Annotated in this window: 21 protein-coding genes; all 21 read right to left on the bottom strand. The window is 31.2% G+C overall.

Annotated elements, in window-relative coordinates; all coding sequences use genetic code 11:
• Positions 1-138 precede the first annotated feature (138 nt).
• The 21 genes from I4V51_RS01415 to I4V51_RS01315 all read right to left on the bottom strand — a co-directional run bounded on the left by I4V51_RS01415 (position 139) and on the right by I4V51_RS01315 (position 18189).
• Positions 139-480: a PqqD family peptide modification chaperone gene (locus tag I4V51_RS01415; protein ID WP_195986543.1), complete on the bottom strand. Its 342-nt coding sequence runs from the start codon at positions 478-480 to the stop codon at positions 139-141.
• The gene (locus I4V51_RS01410; RefSeq protein WP_195986542.1) at positions 470-2395 is read right to left on the bottom strand and encodes an oligopeptide transporter, OPT family; all 1926 of its coding nucleotides are present in this window, start codon (positions 2393-2395) and stop codon (positions 470-472) included. The genes I4V51_RS01415 and I4V51_RS01410 overlap by 11 nt, the downstream gene beginning before the upstream one ends.
• 122 nt (positions 2396-2517) lie before the next feature.
• Entirely contained in the window at positions 2518-3957 is a 1440-nt protein-coding gene (locus I4V51_RS01405; RefSeq protein ID WP_195986541.1) for an FAD-dependent oxidoreductase, read from the bottom strand.
• Positions 3958-4108: 151 nt separating this feature from the next.
• Positions 4109-4396 (bottom strand): ethanolamine utilization microcompartment protein EutM, encoded by a 288-nt coding sequence (gene eutM, locus I4V51_RS01400; protein WP_195986540.1) that lies wholly within the window; start codon positions 4394-4396, stop codon positions 4109-4111.
• 59 nt (positions 4397-4455) lie between these two features.
• Complete coding sequence (locus I4V51_RS01395; protein ID WP_195986539.1) at positions 4456-5112, bottom strand: phosphate propanoyltransferase; 657 nt, start codon at positions 5110-5112, stop codon at positions 4456-4458.
• A gap of 53 nt (positions 5113-5165) precedes the next feature.
• Positions 5166-6764, bottom strand: coding sequence for an acetaldehyde dehydrogenase (acetylating) (locus I4V51_RS01390; RefSeq protein WP_195986538.1), 1599 nt, complete (start codon positions 6762-6764; stop codon positions 5166-5168).
• A 25-nt stretch (positions 6765-6789) separates the two neighbouring features.
• Positions 6790-7512: a BMC domain-containing protein gene (locus I4V51_RS21315; protein WP_195986537.1), complete on the bottom strand. Its 723-nt coding sequence runs from the start codon at positions 7510-7512 to the stop codon at positions 6790-6792.
• 20 nt (positions 7513-7532) lie between these two features.
• Positions 7533-8189: a cupin domain-containing protein gene (locus I4V51_RS01380; RefSeq protein ID WP_195986536.1), complete on the bottom strand. Its 657-nt coding sequence runs from the start codon at positions 8187-8189 to the stop codon at positions 7533-7535.
• Positions 8190-8220: 31 nt separating this feature from the next.
• Positions 8221-8484: a EutN/CcmL family microcompartment protein gene (locus tag I4V51_RS01375; RefSeq protein WP_195986535.1), complete on the bottom strand. Its 264-nt coding sequence runs from the start codon at positions 8482-8484 to the stop codon at positions 8221-8223.
• Positions 8481-8783: a BMC domain-containing protein gene (locus I4V51_RS01370; protein ID WP_195986534.1), complete on the bottom strand. Its 303-nt coding sequence runs from the start codon at positions 8781-8783 to the stop codon at positions 8481-8483. The genes I4V51_RS01375 and I4V51_RS01370 overlap by 4 nt, the downstream gene beginning before the upstream one ends.
• Positions 8784-8799: 16 nt before the next feature.
• Entirely contained in the window at positions 8800-9645 is an 846-nt protein-coding gene (eutJ, locus tag I4V51_RS01365; protein WP_195986533.1) for an ethanolamine utilization protein EutJ, read from the bottom strand.
• 1 nt (position 9646) lies between these two features.
• Positions 9647-10276 (bottom strand): cobalamin adenosyltransferase, encoded by a 630-nt coding sequence (locus I4V51_RS01360; RefSeq protein WP_195986532.1) that lies wholly within the window; start codon positions 10274-10276, stop codon positions 9647-9649.
• Between the two features lie 13 nt (positions 10277-10289).
• The gene (locus I4V51_RS01355; RefSeq protein WP_195986531.1) at positions 10290-10727 is read right to left on the bottom strand and encodes a EutP/PduV family microcompartment system protein; all 438 of its coding nucleotides are present in this window, start codon (positions 10725-10727) and stop codon (positions 10290-10292) included.
• Positions 10724-11077, bottom strand: coding sequence for a BMC domain-containing protein (locus I4V51_RS01350; RefSeq protein ID WP_195986530.1), 354 nt, complete (start codon positions 11075-11077; stop codon positions 10724-10726). The genes I4V51_RS01355 and I4V51_RS01350 overlap by 4 nt, the downstream gene beginning before the upstream one ends.
• Before the next feature lie 14 nt (positions 11078-11091).
• Positions 11092-12045: a choline TMA-lyase-activating enzyme gene (cutD, locus tag I4V51_RS01345; protein WP_195986529.1), complete on the bottom strand. Its 954-nt coding sequence runs from the start codon at positions 12043-12045 to the stop codon at positions 11092-11094.
• A 65-nt stretch (positions 12046-12110) separates the two neighbouring features.
• Positions 12111-14654 (bottom strand): choline trimethylamine-lyase, encoded by a 2544-nt coding sequence (gene cutC / locus I4V51_RS01340; RefSeq protein WP_195986528.1) that lies wholly within the window; start codon positions 14652-14654, stop codon positions 12111-12113.
• Positions 14655-14658: 4 nt separating this feature from the next.
• On the bottom strand, positions 14659-16164 hold the full coding sequence (locus I4V51_RS01335; RefSeq protein ID WP_195986527.1) for an aldehyde dehydrogenase family protein: 1506 nt from the start codon (positions 16162-16164) through the stop codon (positions 14659-14661).
• Between the two features lie 24 nt (positions 16165-16188).
• The gene (locus I4V51_RS01330; protein WP_195986526.1) at positions 16189-16488 is read right to left on the bottom strand and encodes a BMC domain-containing protein; all 300 of its coding nucleotides are present in this window, start codon (positions 16486-16488) and stop codon (positions 16189-16191) included.
• Positions 16489-16505: 17 nt separating this feature from the next.
• Entirely contained in the window at positions 16506-16802 is a 297-nt protein-coding gene (locus I4V51_RS01325) for a BMC domain-containing protein (RefSeq protein WP_195986525.1), read from the bottom strand.
• Positions 16803-16835: 33 nt separating this feature from the next.
• Entirely contained in the window at positions 16836-17102 is a 267-nt protein-coding gene (locus I4V51_RS01320) for a hypothetical protein (protein WP_195986524.1), read from the bottom strand.
• A gap of 4 nt (positions 17103-17106) precedes the next feature.
• Positions 17107-18189: a hypothetical protein gene (locus I4V51_RS01315; RefSeq protein ID WP_195986571.1), complete on the bottom strand. Its 1083-nt coding sequence runs from the start codon at positions 18187-18189 to the stop codon at positions 17107-17109.
• Positions 18190-18556 lie beyond the last annotated feature (367 nt).

Below are 18556 nucleotides of genomic sequence, written 5' to 3'. Positions count from 1 at the left end.
TGTCCTTAGGACATTTTCTAGTATATTTCTTATAACTTACACCTTTCTTATTCAAATCTTACTTTTTCATAACAAAAAGTGACCATATCAAATTTTCTTTGATATGGTCACACTTAATAAAGTAAATATAAGTTTTTATTATACTTTCTCAATATAATTGCAATTTATATAGATATGATTTAGAAAAATTAATAATCGTTCATACAATGGATTTACTTTCTCTCCATACTTTTTCTCTAAATTATCACCAATTTCTTTAACAGTTTTATCACCATCTATTTGTAAAAATACTTCACTACTAATTTCATCAAAATCTATTTCTTTATATAGTGGTATTTTAAATTTTAACTTTCTAAAAAATCTTTGTATTTTATGATCTTGTTTTTCAAGAATTGTTACTATTCTGTTCTCATCAACTTTATACTCAATATTATCACAAACCTTAAATTTTAAATTTAGAACTTCCTCATTACTCTCCATTATTTTTCACCTTTGACATCATAATTGGAATTGTTGTTGCTATAACTAAAATAATTAATAATATTATTCCCATCATATTGCTAGCAGCAAAGCCAGATGGAGTTCTTGGCTTTATAATTCCTGTTACTTGCAATATAATTCCTACTAATCCTATAATTGATCCTCCTGCAACAAGCCCTGAAGAAAGACTAATTCCATTTGCAACTTTAACTTCTTTCTCTTCTTCACTTTTACTCATTTTTTCAATAAACACACGTATTAACGCTCCAACTAAAATAATAGTTGTTGTTGCTATAGGTAAATAAAAACCTATTGCTATTGTCATTATTGGTAAATCTAATAAAAATAAGAATAATGCCATAACAACTCCTACTATAATCATTGGCCAAGGTAAATTACCTGACATAATTCCAGAAGTTAACGTAGACATTAAATTTGCTTGTGGAAGAGCAAATGGTGCATCTGCTCCAGTTATTATTAATTGACTAGAAAGTACTAATATAGTTCCTGTAGTAACAAGCACTCCTATTATACTTGCTATTGCAAAGTAATTTTGCATTTCTTTTTTACTTCCACCAATTACGTATGTTACCTTTTGTGATTGGCTATATCCCCCTGCTACTGATATTGCTACAACCATAAATGCAGCAAATAAAAGTAATGATTTATTATCAGCTTGACCTTTCCATCCCATTATTACAAATACTAATGTTAAAATTACTAATGATGCAATTGTCATTCCTGAAACTGGAAGGTTAGAAGTTCCTATTGTTCCTGTTAAACGCCCTGCAACAATTACAAACAATAAAGATAATATTAATGAAACAATTGCTGATACTATAGCCATTAATATACTTTGGGAAATAAAGAATCCTGCTACGAATGCAATTATCACACCAGCTAAAAGTATTATCATTTCACCTGAACTTTTTTCTCCATTACCATCATTACTTGACTTTGCCTTTAGGGTTTCTTTTATTGAAATAATTATTGTTGGTATAAGCTTTAATGCTCCAATTATACCACCACAAAGCATCATTCCTGCTCCTATATACTTAACATAACTTCCTGTTATAGCATTTACATCCATTTGATGAATAAGTAATGTTGTATCATTCCAAGATTTTGCACTTTTTTCTACCATGTCAGTAAAATAACCTATTAATGGTGCAATACCGAAATTAGATAATATTGATCCTGCAAGCATAGTTAAAGATACTTCTAATCCAACTATAAAACCTATTCCTAATAATAATGGATTTACTTCTATAGAAAACTTCCATTTGTAAAACTTACTTCCTATATAAGTTACAGTATTATTTATTAAATTTAAAAAAGATCCAGTTAAAACATTTATAATACCACTTATTCCAAATCCAATTCCCATAAATTTAATGGCATCTCCTCCACCCTCTGAAGCAACTAATGTCTCAGATATTGCCATCGATTCTGGATACATAAGCTTTCCATGCTCTTCAACTATTAAATAATTATAAACTAATGATAAAGCCCCAATTCCAAATAAAGCTCCACCTATCCCTACACTTATTCCTTCTAAAAAAGTAAAATCACTTCCTATTAAAATTATTGCTGGTAAAACATAAATCATACCACTAGCGATAGATTCTCCTCCACTTGACATACCCTGTGTTATATTTTTCCCTAAGATACCTTTACTTTTAGCAAATAGTCCTATAAACATTGACCCTATTATTGCCCCTGGTATCCCTGCTGCTACTGTTAAACCTGATTTCATTCCTGAATAAGCAGTAGATGCTGCAAATATAGTTGCTAATATTATTCCAATTATCATTACAGCAATATTAGTTCCCGTCTTAGCTTTATCAGTTATATACGGAACATAGTCTTTTCCATGTACGCCGCCATAAGCTTCCTTAGGTAATTTATTCTTCATAATATAATCTCCTTCCTTTGTTTACTACTGCAATATTGTTAGTATATGCATTTTATTAAATTACATAATTGGAGATTATATTTTTTTATTATAAATATTTCTATGATTTCTTATTAGAGCTATTAACTTTCTATAATGTCTTTAACTGATGGACTGTCTATCAACTTTCCCTTGTAATTAAATCTTGAACCATGACATGGACAATCCCATGTTAACTCATCTGCATTCCAATGAAGTTCACATCCTAAATGTGGACATTTAGTTGATACTATAAATTCTTTTCCTTCTTCATTTTTATATACTCCCACCTTTTCTCCTTCGTACTCAACAACCCCTGCATGCCCATCTTTAATATGTTCTATCTCACTACTTGGAATATATATTTTTTGTGCAATAAAATTCTTAGTTGTTGTAGCTAAGTCTTTCGCTATATTACTAATCGATAATGATAAATCAAACCTTTTTGGAGAAAATATATCTGAAAAATCATTTTCTTTTCCTAATATTAAATCCGATATTATCATAGCTGATACCATGGCACTAGTCATTCCCCATTTATTAAAGCCAGTAGCTACATATATATTAGGTGTACTCTCTGAATACTTTCCTATATAAGGTATACCATCAATAGTCATACAATCTTGTGCTGACCAATGATACTTTTCTCTTGCATTTGGATATATTTCTTTTGCAAATTCCCTTAATTTATTATAACTTCCACCCTTCTCATTCTCACCTGTTCTTTGACTTACACCTCCTAATAATAGTAACTCCTGATAATTTCTAAATGAATAACCTTGTTTCTCATAATCTATATACATGCCTTGAATATTATCTGCATTTTCTAAAGCTATAACATAAGATCTTTCCTGATGCATTTTCATAAAATAATATCCTGGTGCATTCATTATCGGATAATGTGTAGCTATCACTATATGATCGGCAGTTATTTTCCCCTTATTAGTACTTACTAAATTTTCTTCTATTTTTATTGCTCTGGTATTTTCATATATAACTAATTCCTTTGAAATATCTTCTATAAACTTTAGTGGATTAAACTGCCCCTGATTATTAAATTTAACAGCACCTTTAACATCTAATGGAATATTAACATTCTCTACAAACTCTGCTTCTATTCCTAAATTTTTAGCTGCTTCTACTTCCTTCTTAATTAATTCCGTGTTATTTAAAGAATAAATATAGGCTGGAACCTCTTCAAAATCACATTTTATTTTTCTTTCTTTAATAATTTCTTTATACATTTTTATAGCTAGTTCATTTGCCTTAGCATACTGACTAGCTTTTTCTTCTCCAAACTCTTCTATTAATTTATGATAAATTAAGTCGTGCTGTGATGTTATTTTAGCAGTAGTATTTCCTGTATTTCCGCTAGCAATTTGAGACTTATCAATTAATACTACTTCTCTGCCACTTTTATTCAATAAATACCCTACTAATATTCCAGCTATTCCTGCTCCGATAATTAAAATATCAGTTTTTACATCACCATTTAATTCATCTCTTCTATTAAATTTACAATTTTCGCTCCATATTGATTTCATATATATCACCTCTCTTATATTTTTTCTATTTAAAGTTTATATATACAAATTATTCTAATAAATTTCTTCATAAAATTAAAAATGATACTCTAAACTGAATAAAATTCAATTTAGAGTACCATTTTTTAATATCTATTCTAAATAAAAACTACTATTTTACTTCTTTTGCAGTTGGTAAAATAACTTCAACCTCTGAGTGTGGTCTTGGAATAACATGTACAGAAATTAATTCTCCAACTCTTTGTGCAGCAGCAGCTCCAGCATCTGTAGCAGCTTTAACAGCTCCAACATCTCCTCTAACCATTACAGTTACAAGTCCACCTCCAACATATTCTTTTCCTATTAAATAAACATTAGCAGCCTTAACCATTGCGTCTGCAGCCTCTATTGATCCTATTAACCCTTTTGTTTCAATCATTCCTAAAGCATCGTATTTCATATTAAAATCCTCCTAAAAATTTTTATTTTTTATATTAATTTATTATTTTATGGCATTTATTAAATAGATTTAACAATTTTAATTTTTGTTTTTGGGGTAATTCCCATTGAATTTGCTTCTTCTACATCTAAGTGACATTCAAGAGTGAATAAATCATTAGTTCTAATACTTACATTATTTAAGATTCCACCTCTTAAACCTTCAACTCTAATTTCTACAAGATCACCATCACTTACACCAAAATGCTCAGCATGTTTAGATGTCATATGGATATGTCTTTGAGCAACAATTACTCCCTCCTCTAATTGAACACTTCCTTTAGGTCCAATTAAAGTTACCCCTGGAGTTTCTTTTAAATCTCCAGATAATTTCACACAAGGTGAAACCCCTGTCTTTCTACAATCTCCAAGTGATAATTCAACTTGAGACTTACTTCTTATAGGTCCCAAAACTCTTACTTTTTCAAGAGCTCCCTTTGGTCCACATATTGTTATGGTTTCTTTACATGCATATTGTCCCTTTTGTGAAAGATCTTTTATTTTTGTTAGCTCATATCCTTCACCAAAAAGAATATCAACATGCTTTCTTGAAAGATGTATATGCCTATTTGAAATTCCTACTGGTATTTCATAAGATTCTTCAACCACTTTTTCCTTCTCTTCGTTTTCTTTAACGGCCTTAAGTAAAAGTTTTAATACTTCTTGTAAATTATCCATGTCTATTTTCCCTTTTCATAGTATATATATTTCAATTAAACAAATTACACACTCTATTTTTTCATAGCTGCTATAATTTGACTTACTAAATCTACTACTTCTTTATTATCTAAGTCATCTGTATTTACTTCAGATTTAATTTCACAATTTGAAGTTGATTTCTTTTGAATCTCAGCTGGACTTAAATCTAAAATAGATTTTAAACATTCCTCTACCTTTTTGCTTATACCTTTTTCATTGTCTGTATTGCACTTTTCAGTAACCTTATTTCCAACAGCACAATCAGTTTTAACAATTTTATCGCAATCTATTAATCCATAAGCAACCTTCTTTATGTTTAAAAGATGCATTGGAGTAACATTTTCAGATACTGAACTTCCACCCCAAGTTCCACATCCTAAAGTAAATGAAGGCATAAGTCCTGTTGAAGCTCCTGTTCCTCCAAAAGATCCACCTGTATTAACTAATATTCTTGATGCTGGCTTTTTAGCAAATTTTTTAACTATTTCAACATCTTCTGTATGAATACTCATTGTATGACCTATTCCATTTTGAAGAAGTTCAATACTTAATTCACAAGCCTCTTGCCAATCATTAACAACATAGAAACCAAGAACTGTTGTAAGTTTCTCATATGAAAGTGGATATTTTGGTCCAACTCCACCCTGTCTTCCTATAAGCACCTTAGTTCCTGCAGGAACATAAAATCCTGCCGCTTCTGCAATTACTTCTGCTGCTCTTCCAACAAATGCAGCATTCATAGCATGTCCTTGCTTAAATAGAAGCTTACAAACTTTATCTGTTTCCTCTTCTGTCATGAAGTATCCACCATTATTCTTTAATTCCTCTATAACTTCTTTTTCATTACAGTATTCACAAATAATTGATTGTTCAGAAGCACATATTGTACCATTATCAAATGTTTTACTTGCTATAATATTTCTTATAGCTTTTTTAACATCAGCAGTTCTTTCTATATAAGCTGGTGAATTTCCAGCTCCAACTCCAAGTGCTGGTTTTCCTGAGCTATAAGCAGCTTTAACCATTCCTGGTCCTCCAGTCGCAATAATCAATGAAACTTCTTGAGATTTCATCAATTCATTTGTAGCTCCTATTGAAGTTAATTCAACACAAGTTATTATATCTTCTGGTGCACCTGCTTCTACAGCTGCATCGTGCATTAACTTTGCAGCAGTAGATGTACATTTTACTGCTGATGGATGTGGTGAAAATACTATTGCATTTCTTGATTTTATTGCAATTATTGATTTGAATATTGCAGTTGATGTTGGATTAGTTGATGGAACTATCCCCATTACTAAACCTACTGGCTCTGCTATTGATATTAATTTTTTTTCCTTATCTTCATTAATAACATCTATAGTTTTCATATTTTTTATTTCTTCATATAAGACTGTAGATGCTAAATTATTTTTAACAGTTTTATCACAAACTTTTCCAAATCCAGTTTCCTCTACTGCCATTTCAGCAAGGCAAACTTCATGCTCACTTGCAACCTTAACCATATTTCTTATAATTTTATCAATTTGTTCTTCTGTGAAATTAGCAATTTTATTAGCTGCCACTTTTCCACGCCTTGCTAAATTTCTCGCTTGTTGTATTGATTGTAAGTCCTTGTCAAAACTTTCCATTAATAACTCTCCCCTTTAGCTAGAATCATTTCTTTTTATAATTTTCTTTTAACTTACTAATTAATGTTTTTTTATCCATTTTAGAAATCGTCTTATTAGTTAATTCAAGCTCTTTATACTCTCTTACTAATTTTCTGACCTTAGAAATTTTTAAGTTATTCAGTAGTCCTATGGCTTCTTCTAATCCCTTTTCATCTACCATCTTATCTATTTCTTCTTTATTTAAATCAGCCTCAAGCTCTTCGCCATTATCTTCATTATCTAAAGATTCAATTTCTAAATCTTCAATTATTTCATTTTGTAATACTTCATTTACTGCTTTTTCAACCATATTTACTAAAGATTTTTCTTCTAGATTCTTATCAATCTTATCAATTTCTTCTATAGGTAATTTTCCCTTATCATAACTATCTTCTGAAGCTATTTCCTCAGGAATTACTTGTTTAGAATCTTTTTCTTTTCTGTCTATTGCCGGTGTAGTTTCTATTATGCTCTCTAAATCGTAATGTGGTCTTGCAATTACATGATGTGAAACTAAGCTCTTTTCATTTAACCTATTTACTGCTGATACTCCAGCATCAACAGCTGATTTAACAGCACCAATATCACCAGTTATAGTAATTGAAACATATCCACCACCTATATAGACTTTTTCAAGGATATTAACATTTGCAGACTTGACCATTGCATCTGCTGCCTCAATTGACGCTAGTAATCCTTTAGTTTCTATCATTCCTATAGCTTGCATCTATACGACCTCCTTAAGTATTAAAGTAAATCTGCCCAATTTGCTGGATAAGTTGCATAGAATAATCTTGCCTTATTAGGTGATCCCCAAACTACTTTTGAGTTCTTTGGAACAAATAAAACGTCGCCTTCATTAGCTGTATAAGTTTTACCATTAATTTCAACAGTTACAGTTCCTTCAATAACATAATCAATTTCTTCATATGTTAATTCCCATTCAAAATTTGAGTTTTCAATAGTTAAAAATCCAGCACTCATTTTAGATTCATCTTTATTAACTAACTCTTGAAAGTAGACCTTGTTATCGGGATTTCCAGTATCAAAGTAATCCATCTTCACGGTATTTCCTCTAACAACCTTTAATCCACTTTCATCACACTCTGCGTTAAACTTAGCCATATTGGAATTTGCTAATATTTGTAGCATCTCTTGAAGTAATCCTTCATTTATAATAGTCTTAAACATTTGAAGTAATTTTTGGCTATCTAAATTTTCAGTAATATTAGAAGTAGCTACTTCTTTTTTCTCAGTAATCTTATTTGTAGTAATCTCTATTCCATTATTTTTTGCTATATCTTTAGCAGATGGTGTTAAAATAGTATTTCCTTCAATAAAGAATACTTTTTCATTAGTCTCCAAAAATTCTTCCATGTCTTTAGCACAAATTAGTTTCTTCACACTCTCACATCCTTTCAATTGATTTAAAACCTTACCTAAAGTTACAATCCTCATCTATGATTCCAATTACCGCTGCATCAACTGGTATATCATCATTTCCAAGCATCCTCCTAGCTGCTGAGCCTGTACTTACAATAACTCTATCTCCGATCCCAGCGCCAATATTATCTACCACTATAAGTCTTCTCCCTTGTGAGCTTCCACCTATTTCCTCTGCTAACATAAACTTTAAGCCTTGAAGACTATCTGCTTTTCTAGTTGCCCAAATACTATCAATTAACCTAGCAGTTATCATAAGCTATTTCCTTCTTTCATCTTTAATTTAATCTCCTCTATTGCAGACTGCACTGATGATGTATCTCCTAAGATAGCGATTGAAGTCATATGCTGAGGGCAGACTCCCTTAATATCTTCAACTATTACACCCGCTGATTTTTCGGCTATATCTATTGCATAAATCATTTCTATTAATTTACCTTGCATAAGTCCAATTGCTGAAACTTCTTCTAATACAGCTCTTCCCTCTGCTCCCATTCTCTTGCTGAGAGCACGCTTTACTCCATCTGTTGGTGATTTTATTAATTTAAAATCCATACATCATCATCTCCATCTAATCAATAATCTTATCAGTACAACTAAGGGCTATACCTAGAGGAGTTACAAACATAGGGTTCTTTGGCTTATAGGTATATATTTTAGTTTGCTTTTCAATTACTTCCTCAATTCCTTCAAGACAAGCTGTTCCACCTACCAATGAAATTTCTTTAACATCATGATCTTTAACATGAATATTTATAATAGATCCAACCTTTTCAATTACTGGTTTTAATATTGGAAGCAACTCTTTATGATTCTTTTTATTTCTTTTAAACTTATCTGCATCATCAAAGTTTATTCCATAAGCACCAGCTACAACTAATGAAAAATGAGTTCCACCTGTTGGTTCATCAGCAACATAAACTACCTTTCCATCTTTTATTATCGATGTTCCAGTAGTACCACCTCCAATATCAACCACAGCTCCATTTTGAATCTTTAACACTTCATTTGCTGCTGTCGGCTCATCTAAAAGATTTGTTAATTCAAATCCTGCTGCTTGTACTACATTTTTAATAGCTCCACCATCAATTGATTCTGTACCAGGTGGTATTGCTGCTGCCGCATATAAAAGCTCTTCTCCAAGCTTTTCTTCTATTTCGTTTTTTAATTCTCTTACAATTCTTATAGCTCCTATATAATCAACTACCATTCCATCTTTTACTACATCGGCATATCTATAAGCACCTGCAACTGGTCTTTTATTTTCATCTAAAACTGCTAGTACTACACATGCTGTTCCGAGATCCACTCCAGTGTAATATATTTTAGACTTCTCTAAGATTGGCTTTTCTATAACTTTTTCAAACTGATCTACTAATTCATCACAATACTCAAATATATTTTTATTTTCTGCCACTTTATATTTCACCTGCTTCTTTTTTAATCATTCCAGATAATGTTGCCTCTATTTCATAGATATTTTTTAATATACCTTCTAAAGCCTCAGCTCCCTCAAAATCAAGGATAACTTCATATTTAAATTCTTCAAGTTTACAAAACAAATAGTATAAGTTTAATAACTCTTTACTATTTTCTAGATGTATATAAACATCTGTAACCTCAATATCAGTAAAATTTTTATTACTATTTTTAGGAGTTGTAATTTCTAATTCACAGGTTCCTTCTATAAACTCTCTGATACCTTTAATATGTCTTCCCAAATCAATTATTTTTTGAGTTAATTTAATATCCTGATTTAACATTTCACTAGCTGAGCTTAAGAACAATGCTTCTAAAGCCTTTAATTTATAAAGTAACTTTTTTTCCTTTAAATTTTCATCACTTTTTATTTTTTCAGCTTTAACGTCTTGTTTTTTTAAAGCTTCTTGGTTATCTGTAGGCAAATTACTATTCATTTTTATCCCTTTATCTAATAAATACTGTCTCCCACCAGGCGTAAGTCTCTCATCAGTTTTTAAATCAAAATTTGTAAAGGGCTCTTTTCTATATAAATCCTTCAAATACTCTTCAGTAATAAACTTAAGCATGTTCTTTATTCACCTACCTATTTAGCAGGTATTCTTTTAGCTCCTTAATACCTACTTCATCATTTTTACTAATTAAAAAGTAAGGTTCTTTAACACCGATTCTTTTTAATTGTTTTTTGCACTTTTCAAGATTATTAAAATCATTATCTACTTTATTAATGACTCCTATAATCTCATTATTAAATGAAAGTCCAAATCCATCTGAATAAACTTCATTTGGATTTTCATAATCTACAATAATTACTATTTTAGAAGCATCCTGTGCTAAGGCAATTATATGCTTATACATCCCTGTATTTTCAATGTATGAACTTGGAATATCCATAGTATTTTCACCATAAATAACATCAGCTGTTCTCTTTAAAGGTCCATTATAATTATTTAAATAGTTAACAATTGTAGTTTTCCCTGACCTACTAGGTCCAACAACCATTATTCTTTTCTTTCTCATGTTCTAGTTATAGGACATACTGTAAAACCTAACATATTTTTAAATGTTTCATTTACTCCCTCAAGTGCTGTATAAACGCTATCAACATCGCCATTTATCAATACAGATCCTGTAAACCTATCTAAGAATCCAATTTCAACATCCGCTATCTTAGTCGCAATGTCTGCTGCTATTATTGCAGTTTCATAAGGTGTTAAGGTTAAGATTCCTATTGCTCCTTTTTCATCTACTCCTAGTCTTTCATATATATCTGGCATAGGTGACGCTATAATATGAGATATTGTAATTTGCTTTCCTGGTACTGATTCCTGTATTACTCTTTGGATATTTCTATCCTTTAAATCTTCCATACTTTAAACCTTCTTTAATGCCTAACTACCCTAGCTGGCATATCATACTCTTTAATATAAGATTCTATTCTATCTAAATCCTCATTTGACAGACTTGGATCATCATAAACTGGATATTCAATACCTAATTGGTTATATTTATTTACACCCATCTTGTGATAAGGTAAAAGATCAATTCCCTTAAAGTTTTTGTAATCTTTATACGGTGCTAGAAATTCCATAGCTTTTTTTATAGCCTTTTCATAATCATTAACTCCCTTTAATAATGGCATACGTATTTGTACGTTATACTTATTTTGAAGTAATGTTTTTAAATTTTCTAAAATCTGCTCGTTTCTAACACCTGTCCATTTAAGATGCTCATCTGAGTTCATATGTTTAATATCAAATAAGAATAAATCAGTATATTCTGCAACTTTTAAGATATTTTCAGTAGTTGTATAACCTGATGTTTCTATTGCAGTATTTATTCCTGCATTTTTACATGCCATAAGTAGACTTCTTGCAGCTTCAGGCTGCATTAAAACTTCTCCTCCACCTAATGTAACTCCACCACCAGACATCTCATAAAAAGTTCTATCCTCTTCAATTACTTCTAAAAGCTCTGATATAGTTTTTTCTTCACCTAAAATATCAATTGCTGATTGAGTACAAATATCTGCACATCTTTTACATCCTAAACAATCAATACTCCTATTAATCTCATGCTTATTAGTTAAACTGTTTATTGTGTGAATTCCAACTGGACAAACTTCTGTACATTCTCCACAATCTAAGCAAAGATTGCTCTTTAACATAACTCTATTTTTCTTCATCATCCCCTCTGGATTTGCACACCATTTACAACGTAACGGACATCCTTGAAAGAAAACTATAGTTCTAACTCCAGGTCCATCATACATATTGTATTTTTGTATATTGAAAATTCTTGCCTTCCTTTCAATAATTCCATTTGTATTATTACTCATATCTAAACTCCTAAGCTTTCTTGAAGTCATGTAGAAATTACTCTTCTACATGACCTATGGTTTTATTAAAAATGTGTAAGCATTGTTCTACTTATAATTTCATCTTGAACATCCTTACATAACTCAACAAAGTATGCACTATAACCTGCAACTCTAACTATTAAATCTCTATACTTTTCTGGATTCTTTTGAGCTTCAATTAATGTATTATTATCTAAATAATTGAATTGAACTTCTCCTAATTGTAAAGCACAAGCACTTCTTAATAATGTTATAAGTCCTTGCTCTCCTTCTGGAGTATCAAGTAATCCTGATATTAATTTGAAGTTATGAACCATTCCTATATTCATATTGTCACAAGCCATTTTTGAAACTGATTTAATAATAGCTGTTGGACCTTTAACATCAGCTCCTTGAGTTGGACTTATACCATCTGATAATGGTGTCCAAGCTCTACGTCCATTTGCAGTTGCTCCTGTTAATTGACCAAATGGTGTATTATTTGAAATTGATAGTGTTCCATGACTTAACACTGAATATAATGTTTTATATTTTCTATGTTCCATTTCTGTAAAATGAATTAATTCTGCTCCAATATAATCAGCATAATCATCATCATTACCGTATTTTGGTGCTTCTAAACAATCTTTTCTTAATCTTTCATATCCAACAAAATCTGCCTTTAAAGCTTCATTTATTTCTCTTAATGTATATTTCTTTTCTTCAAATACTAATTTTTTAATTGCTGCCATTGAATCAATGTAAGTTGCAAGTCCACTCCATACAACTCCAGGTCCGAAGTTATACATTGCTCCTCCAGCTTCTACACCTCTTCCTTTTTCCATGCAACCTTCATACATGATTGACATAAGTGGTTTTGGTGCAAGCTCCTTATGAACTCTTTGTGAAATTACTGTAGCAACGCTTGTCCACTTAGTTATATATTTAATTTGTGCTTTAACAGCTTCTTCAAACTGTTCATAAGTTTTAAAATTATCTATATCCCCTAAATCTGGGCATACTTGCTTTCCGTACCATAGTGGTACACCATTATTAAGAGCAAGCTCTATACATATTGGCCATTGAGTATATGCTGTTGAAGTCCATTGATATAATCTTCCTGATTTTTGTGGTTCAACACATCCCATTAAGCAGTAATCTCTAGCATCTTCAATTGATACACCCTTTGCAAGCATCATTTTTATATGAACATCATCAAAGTGACAAGCTGGGAATCCCATTCCTGCTCTAATTACTTGAACAATTTTCTTTAAGTACTCTTGTGGTGATGATTTATGAATACGACAAGCTAATGATGGTTGATAAATTTTAACATGTCTAACTGCATCCATTAATAAATAAGTTAATTCGTTAGTTGCATCTCTACCTTCTCTTGTCACTCCACCAACACACATATTTACAAATGGTTGATATCCCGCAAAGAATTTTGATCCGCCTTCACTTGTAATCCACATCATTTCAGACATTTTAATTAACATACAACCTGCAAGTTCGAATGCCTCAAATTCAGTCATTCTACCAGCTTCTAAATCAGCTTTAAAGAATGGATACATATACTGGTCAACACGTCCAATTGACATACCCGTTTGATTTTCTTCAACTACTAAAAGTGATTCTATTGTCCAAACCGCTTGAATAGCTTCCCAGAAAGTTTCAGGTTTATGAGCTGGAACCTTTGCATTTACTTCTGAAATTTTTAATAATTCAGCTTTTCTCTTTGGATCTGTTTCTTTTTCAGCTAATTCTTTAGCATATTCAGACATACGCTTAGCATAAATAATTACACCTTCAGCTGTGTCTATAATTGATTTATAGAAGTATATTTTTTCGATATCTTCTGGATTTGCGTAGTTAAGATCTTTTAATTTTTCTTCAGCTTCTTTTACTACATCAAGCATACCTTTTTTCATTAAGATAACATCATATCCCGGATTTGAGTCTCCTCCACCATTTACTGCATGGTATGAACAATCAGAAACAAAAGATTCTCCTGATAATTCCCAAACCCCAGCTTCTCTATATTGATCTTCACAATACTCATCTACTGATTTACCTTCCCAAAATGGGAATAACTCTTCTCTCATAAACTTCTTATCTTCTTCTGAGATATAGAATGGGTCTTGTGGTCTTTCCCCAATTGTATCTATTTCATCAACCATCCATCTCCAAGCTATATCAGGAGAGAATGCTCCAGCTCTTGGTGCACCATTTGGAGCCCCAACTATAAGCTCATGATCTTGAATTACAAGAGGAGCAGTTTCACAACAATGTTTAAAGCATTTACCTCTTAATATTGACTTTGGTGTTCCTGGATTTTGTTTAGCTATTTCAGTAATAGCTCTTGCTCTATGAGTTGTAATTGATGGTACATGTTTTAAGTAATTTTCTTTAAGCATAGCTAAACGCTCTGTAATACCTTCTGGTACTTTTCCATCATTTTTACAAGCAACTGGCTCTATCGTTTTTTTATCTTCCTTTTTTATTTCATCTGAAACGCTCTCAAACATTTTTAGTAATGCAGCTCTTTCTTGTTCTGACATATTTTGAGTAGCTTCCATAAATTTATTGGAAAATTCACAAATATCCATTTATTTACTCCTTTTCATATTTATTCTTTTCTTTTAAAATCTCTTTTAATATATTTTTTAATAATTTCAGATTATCTAAAGATTCTTCTTTTTTTGTATCTTCTAAATCTAGAATTATCTTCTCATTTACTCCAATACTTTTTAAAAGTTCTTCTTTATTTCTAACCTCGAAACCAACTTTTCTTATATAAACTAAATTCATTGGAGAAACATTATCTGATGTCATACCTTTCCCCACTGATCCACTTCCTAATGTCATTGATGGAAATAAATTTGTAGTTCCACCCATACTTCCAAAAACACCAGAAGTATTTACCAGTATTCTTCCAACTGGTTTCTTTAATGCAAATTGTTTTATTACTTCATTATCATTTGAGTGAATTACAAGTGTATGACCTTGCCTCTCACTTAAAAGAAGTTCTATACACTTTTCACAAGCATGCATCCAATCATCTTCTATGTAGAAAGAAAGAACTGGACATAATCTTTCTCTAGAATGTGGATTATCTAAAGAAACATATTTTTCATTAGAAATTAAAACTTTTATATTAGATGCAACACTAAAACCTGCTCTTTTTGCTAAAATTTGTGGTGACTTTCCTAAAAACTCTTTTACAAAGCTTCCATCTTTATTAAATAGCAACTTTCCTAAAGCTTTAGACTCCTCATCAGTCATAAAGTAAGCACCTTTTTTAATAAGCTCATCTTTAACATCTTTAGCAATTATACTGTCAACAACTATTGACTGCTCTGCGCCAGATACTACTCCATAGTCAAAACTTTTGCTATCAATAATATCCTTAACCGCTTTTGATATATCAGCAGTTCTTTCTATAAAAGCTGGTCCATTTCCATTTCCACCATAAATCATTGGTTTTCCTGATTTTTTAGCATACTCTAAAATTTCATCAACACCTGTATTCATAATTAATGAAGTATCCTTATGTTTCATAAGCTCGTATGACCCACTATCCGAAACAACACTTAAATATGATAAAGCTCCCTCTGGAAGTCCATAACCTTCTGCAGCTCTAATTAAAATATCCAAAGTTCTCTTCATAACTTTTTTAGCTCTTGGATTAAGAGAAAAAACAATTGCATTTCCTGATTTTATGGCTATTGTAGCCTTATAAATTATTGTTGAAACAGGGCTTGTCTCAGGACAGAATGCTGCAATAACCCCTATGGGAACTCCTATATCCATAGTTTTATTTTTTTCATCTGTTCCAATAACTCCTACACATTTCATATCCTTTAATCGATTTCTTAAATAAGTTATTACAAACTTATCTTTTACTAGCTTGTCTTCAACTTTGCCTAAGTCAGTTTCTTCAAATGAAAGTCTAGCTAATTCATTTACATATTCTTCTACCACCTCAAGAATTCTTGATGAAATTTCATCTAATTTTTCTTGTGAAAAAGTAGCTAATTTTTTTTGAGCTTCCCTTGCATTCTCGACAAGTATTCTAGCTTCTTGCATGGAGAGTAAATCATTGTCTATAATATTCATTCTCTTCTCCCCTCTTCATAATTTTTATATTGATTCTATAGCATACTTATCAATGATTTTTTGCAAATCATTATGTGGCCTTGCAATAACTACTGAACTATAAAGATTTCCACCTTCCATCTCTTGAACGGCTCTAACCCCTGTATCTACAGCTGCTCTACAAGCTCCAACATCACCAGTTACTATTACTGAAATATATCCAGATGCTACATTTTCATATCCAACTAATTCAACATCTGCTGCTTTACACATAGCGTCTGCTGCTTCTAAAGCAAAAACTAATCCGAAAGTTTCAATTAATCCTATGGCTTCATGTCTAATCATAATTAACTCTTCCCCTCTTACTCATCTATATCATGTACTGATACTATTTTTCCAACTTCTCTAATCGGTCTTGGCATTACATTTTTAGCTGTAAGCTTTCCAATTGCAGCCGCTGCCTCTGCCCCAACCTCAACTGCTGCCTTTACGGCTGCAACATCACCTTTTACCATTATAGTAACTAAAGTTGAACCTATATTTTCATATGAAACTAATTCAACATTTGCGGCTTTTAGCATTTTATCCGCTGCCTCAAGGGCCGGAACTAAGCCAATCGTTTCTACTAATCCTAAAGCTTCATCACCATAATATTTCATTTAAAATACCTCCTATTTTAAATATCCTAAAATTTAATCTTTTATATAGCTATTAATTGCTGCCTTACTTTCTTCAGTAGCATGATAGAAAATTTCAAGATCATCATTTTTATCTAAATCTACTCTAGTTTCTTCAATTAATCCATTTGCTTCCGCTGTAAGTAATGCATTTATTATTTCATTCTTATTAAATGTCCTTAAACTTTTATAATCATCTTTCAGATCTTCCATAACATTATTAACAGAAGCCTCTTCAACTGTTGTAAAGTATTTTAAAATAGCATAGTTAAGTGGTTTCATATTCTTATGCCTCCTTCTTTCTAAATAAATCTAAAGGATTCATTGCAATAGTCAATATACCAAACATCATGATTATAGCTCCTACCCATGCTATTGCAGGGATTGTCCATCCTTCCATACCAGCTGCAACTCCTAAAATTAAGTAACAAGCAAATGGTCCAAAGAATGAATATGTTCCATTACAAGCTGTTCCAAGTCCAGCTCCACACATACTATTTCCTTTATACCAAGTCATGAAAGTTAAGAATGTTAATAATCCACTTAAAACGAACCAAATCATTGCTGGGCCACTAGTAAAAGCTTCTATTACTAATTTATTTGAAATACCAATTCCACCAGCCATTACACCCATTATAGGAACTACTATAAATAAATTTGCTATACCTGATGATAATTGACGAATACAAATTCCGATTTGAGGATCAACCATAGTTGATGCATATCCAGCAACACATCCTTCAAATCCCCATCCTAAGGCTGCAATTATTGCTATTAAAATTCCAAGTATGAATCCATCTGAAACTCCTCCTGAAAATCCTGTGCTTCCAATTAAGAAACTTGCACATACACAAATTACAATTCCTACAGACATACGTTTCGTAATTTCTTGTTTATATAATATTTTTCCAAGTATTGCAGCTATTGCTGGACAAAGAGCTGATATTGGAACTATTATAGGCCCTGCCATTTGAAGTGCTACAACATATGCCGTCCCTGCAATTGGCCCTCCTAAAAGTGCTGCCACTATAATTGTTCTTCCTGGCTTACTATTTAAACATCTTAAAAAATCTTTAAACTTACCTTGTACTAATGAATTTCCAATTGCCCAAACAGCACTACAGCTATCATTTATTGCATTTCCAAGAGCTGCAAGTAAATATACAATTACAAATGTTGAAAGTCCTGCTTTGTTTTCACCATACCAATCTGCCCAAACACCTTTACTCATACCCATAGTTAAGAATGCTGTGTAGAATCCATATGAAACACCCGAAAATAACGCAATCGCTATTCCTTTCTTAAAAAAATTACTTTTCATTTTTGCTTTTAATTCTAAAGCTCTAGCAGTTCTTTCTTTGCTATTCATTTTAGAATCAACTCCTACAGAAATATCCGTCATAAAGCAATTCTCCTCCTTTTTATTAAATTTATATTTAATAAACTGAATTACTCAAAAGATTTTTTATTCTATTTAAGTAATCATTTTATTTTCATAAAATATGCAAAGCATTAAATTAAACGCTTACATAAAGGTTCATGTTTAACTTTTAAATAAACCCTTTAAACTTTTGTCAATTTTTTGTCATATTAGAATATTAGATAATCTTATTTTTCTCTCTGGTATTTTCAACTAAATTATAATCCCTCCCCCTAAGTTCAATGTCAATATTAATTTTTTATTAACTTTTATTTATTATTCGTTTACATATTTATAATTAAATTTAATTATATCC

It is taken from the genome of Clostridium sp. D53t1_180928_C8, from assembly GCF_015667795.1.
Classification (GTDB): domain Bacteria; phylum Bacillota; class Clostridia; order Clostridiales; family Clostridiaceae; genus Clostridium.
The sequence above is the reverse complement of the archived record's forward strand: the minus strand, read 5'-3'. Positions and strand labels throughout refer to the sequence as shown.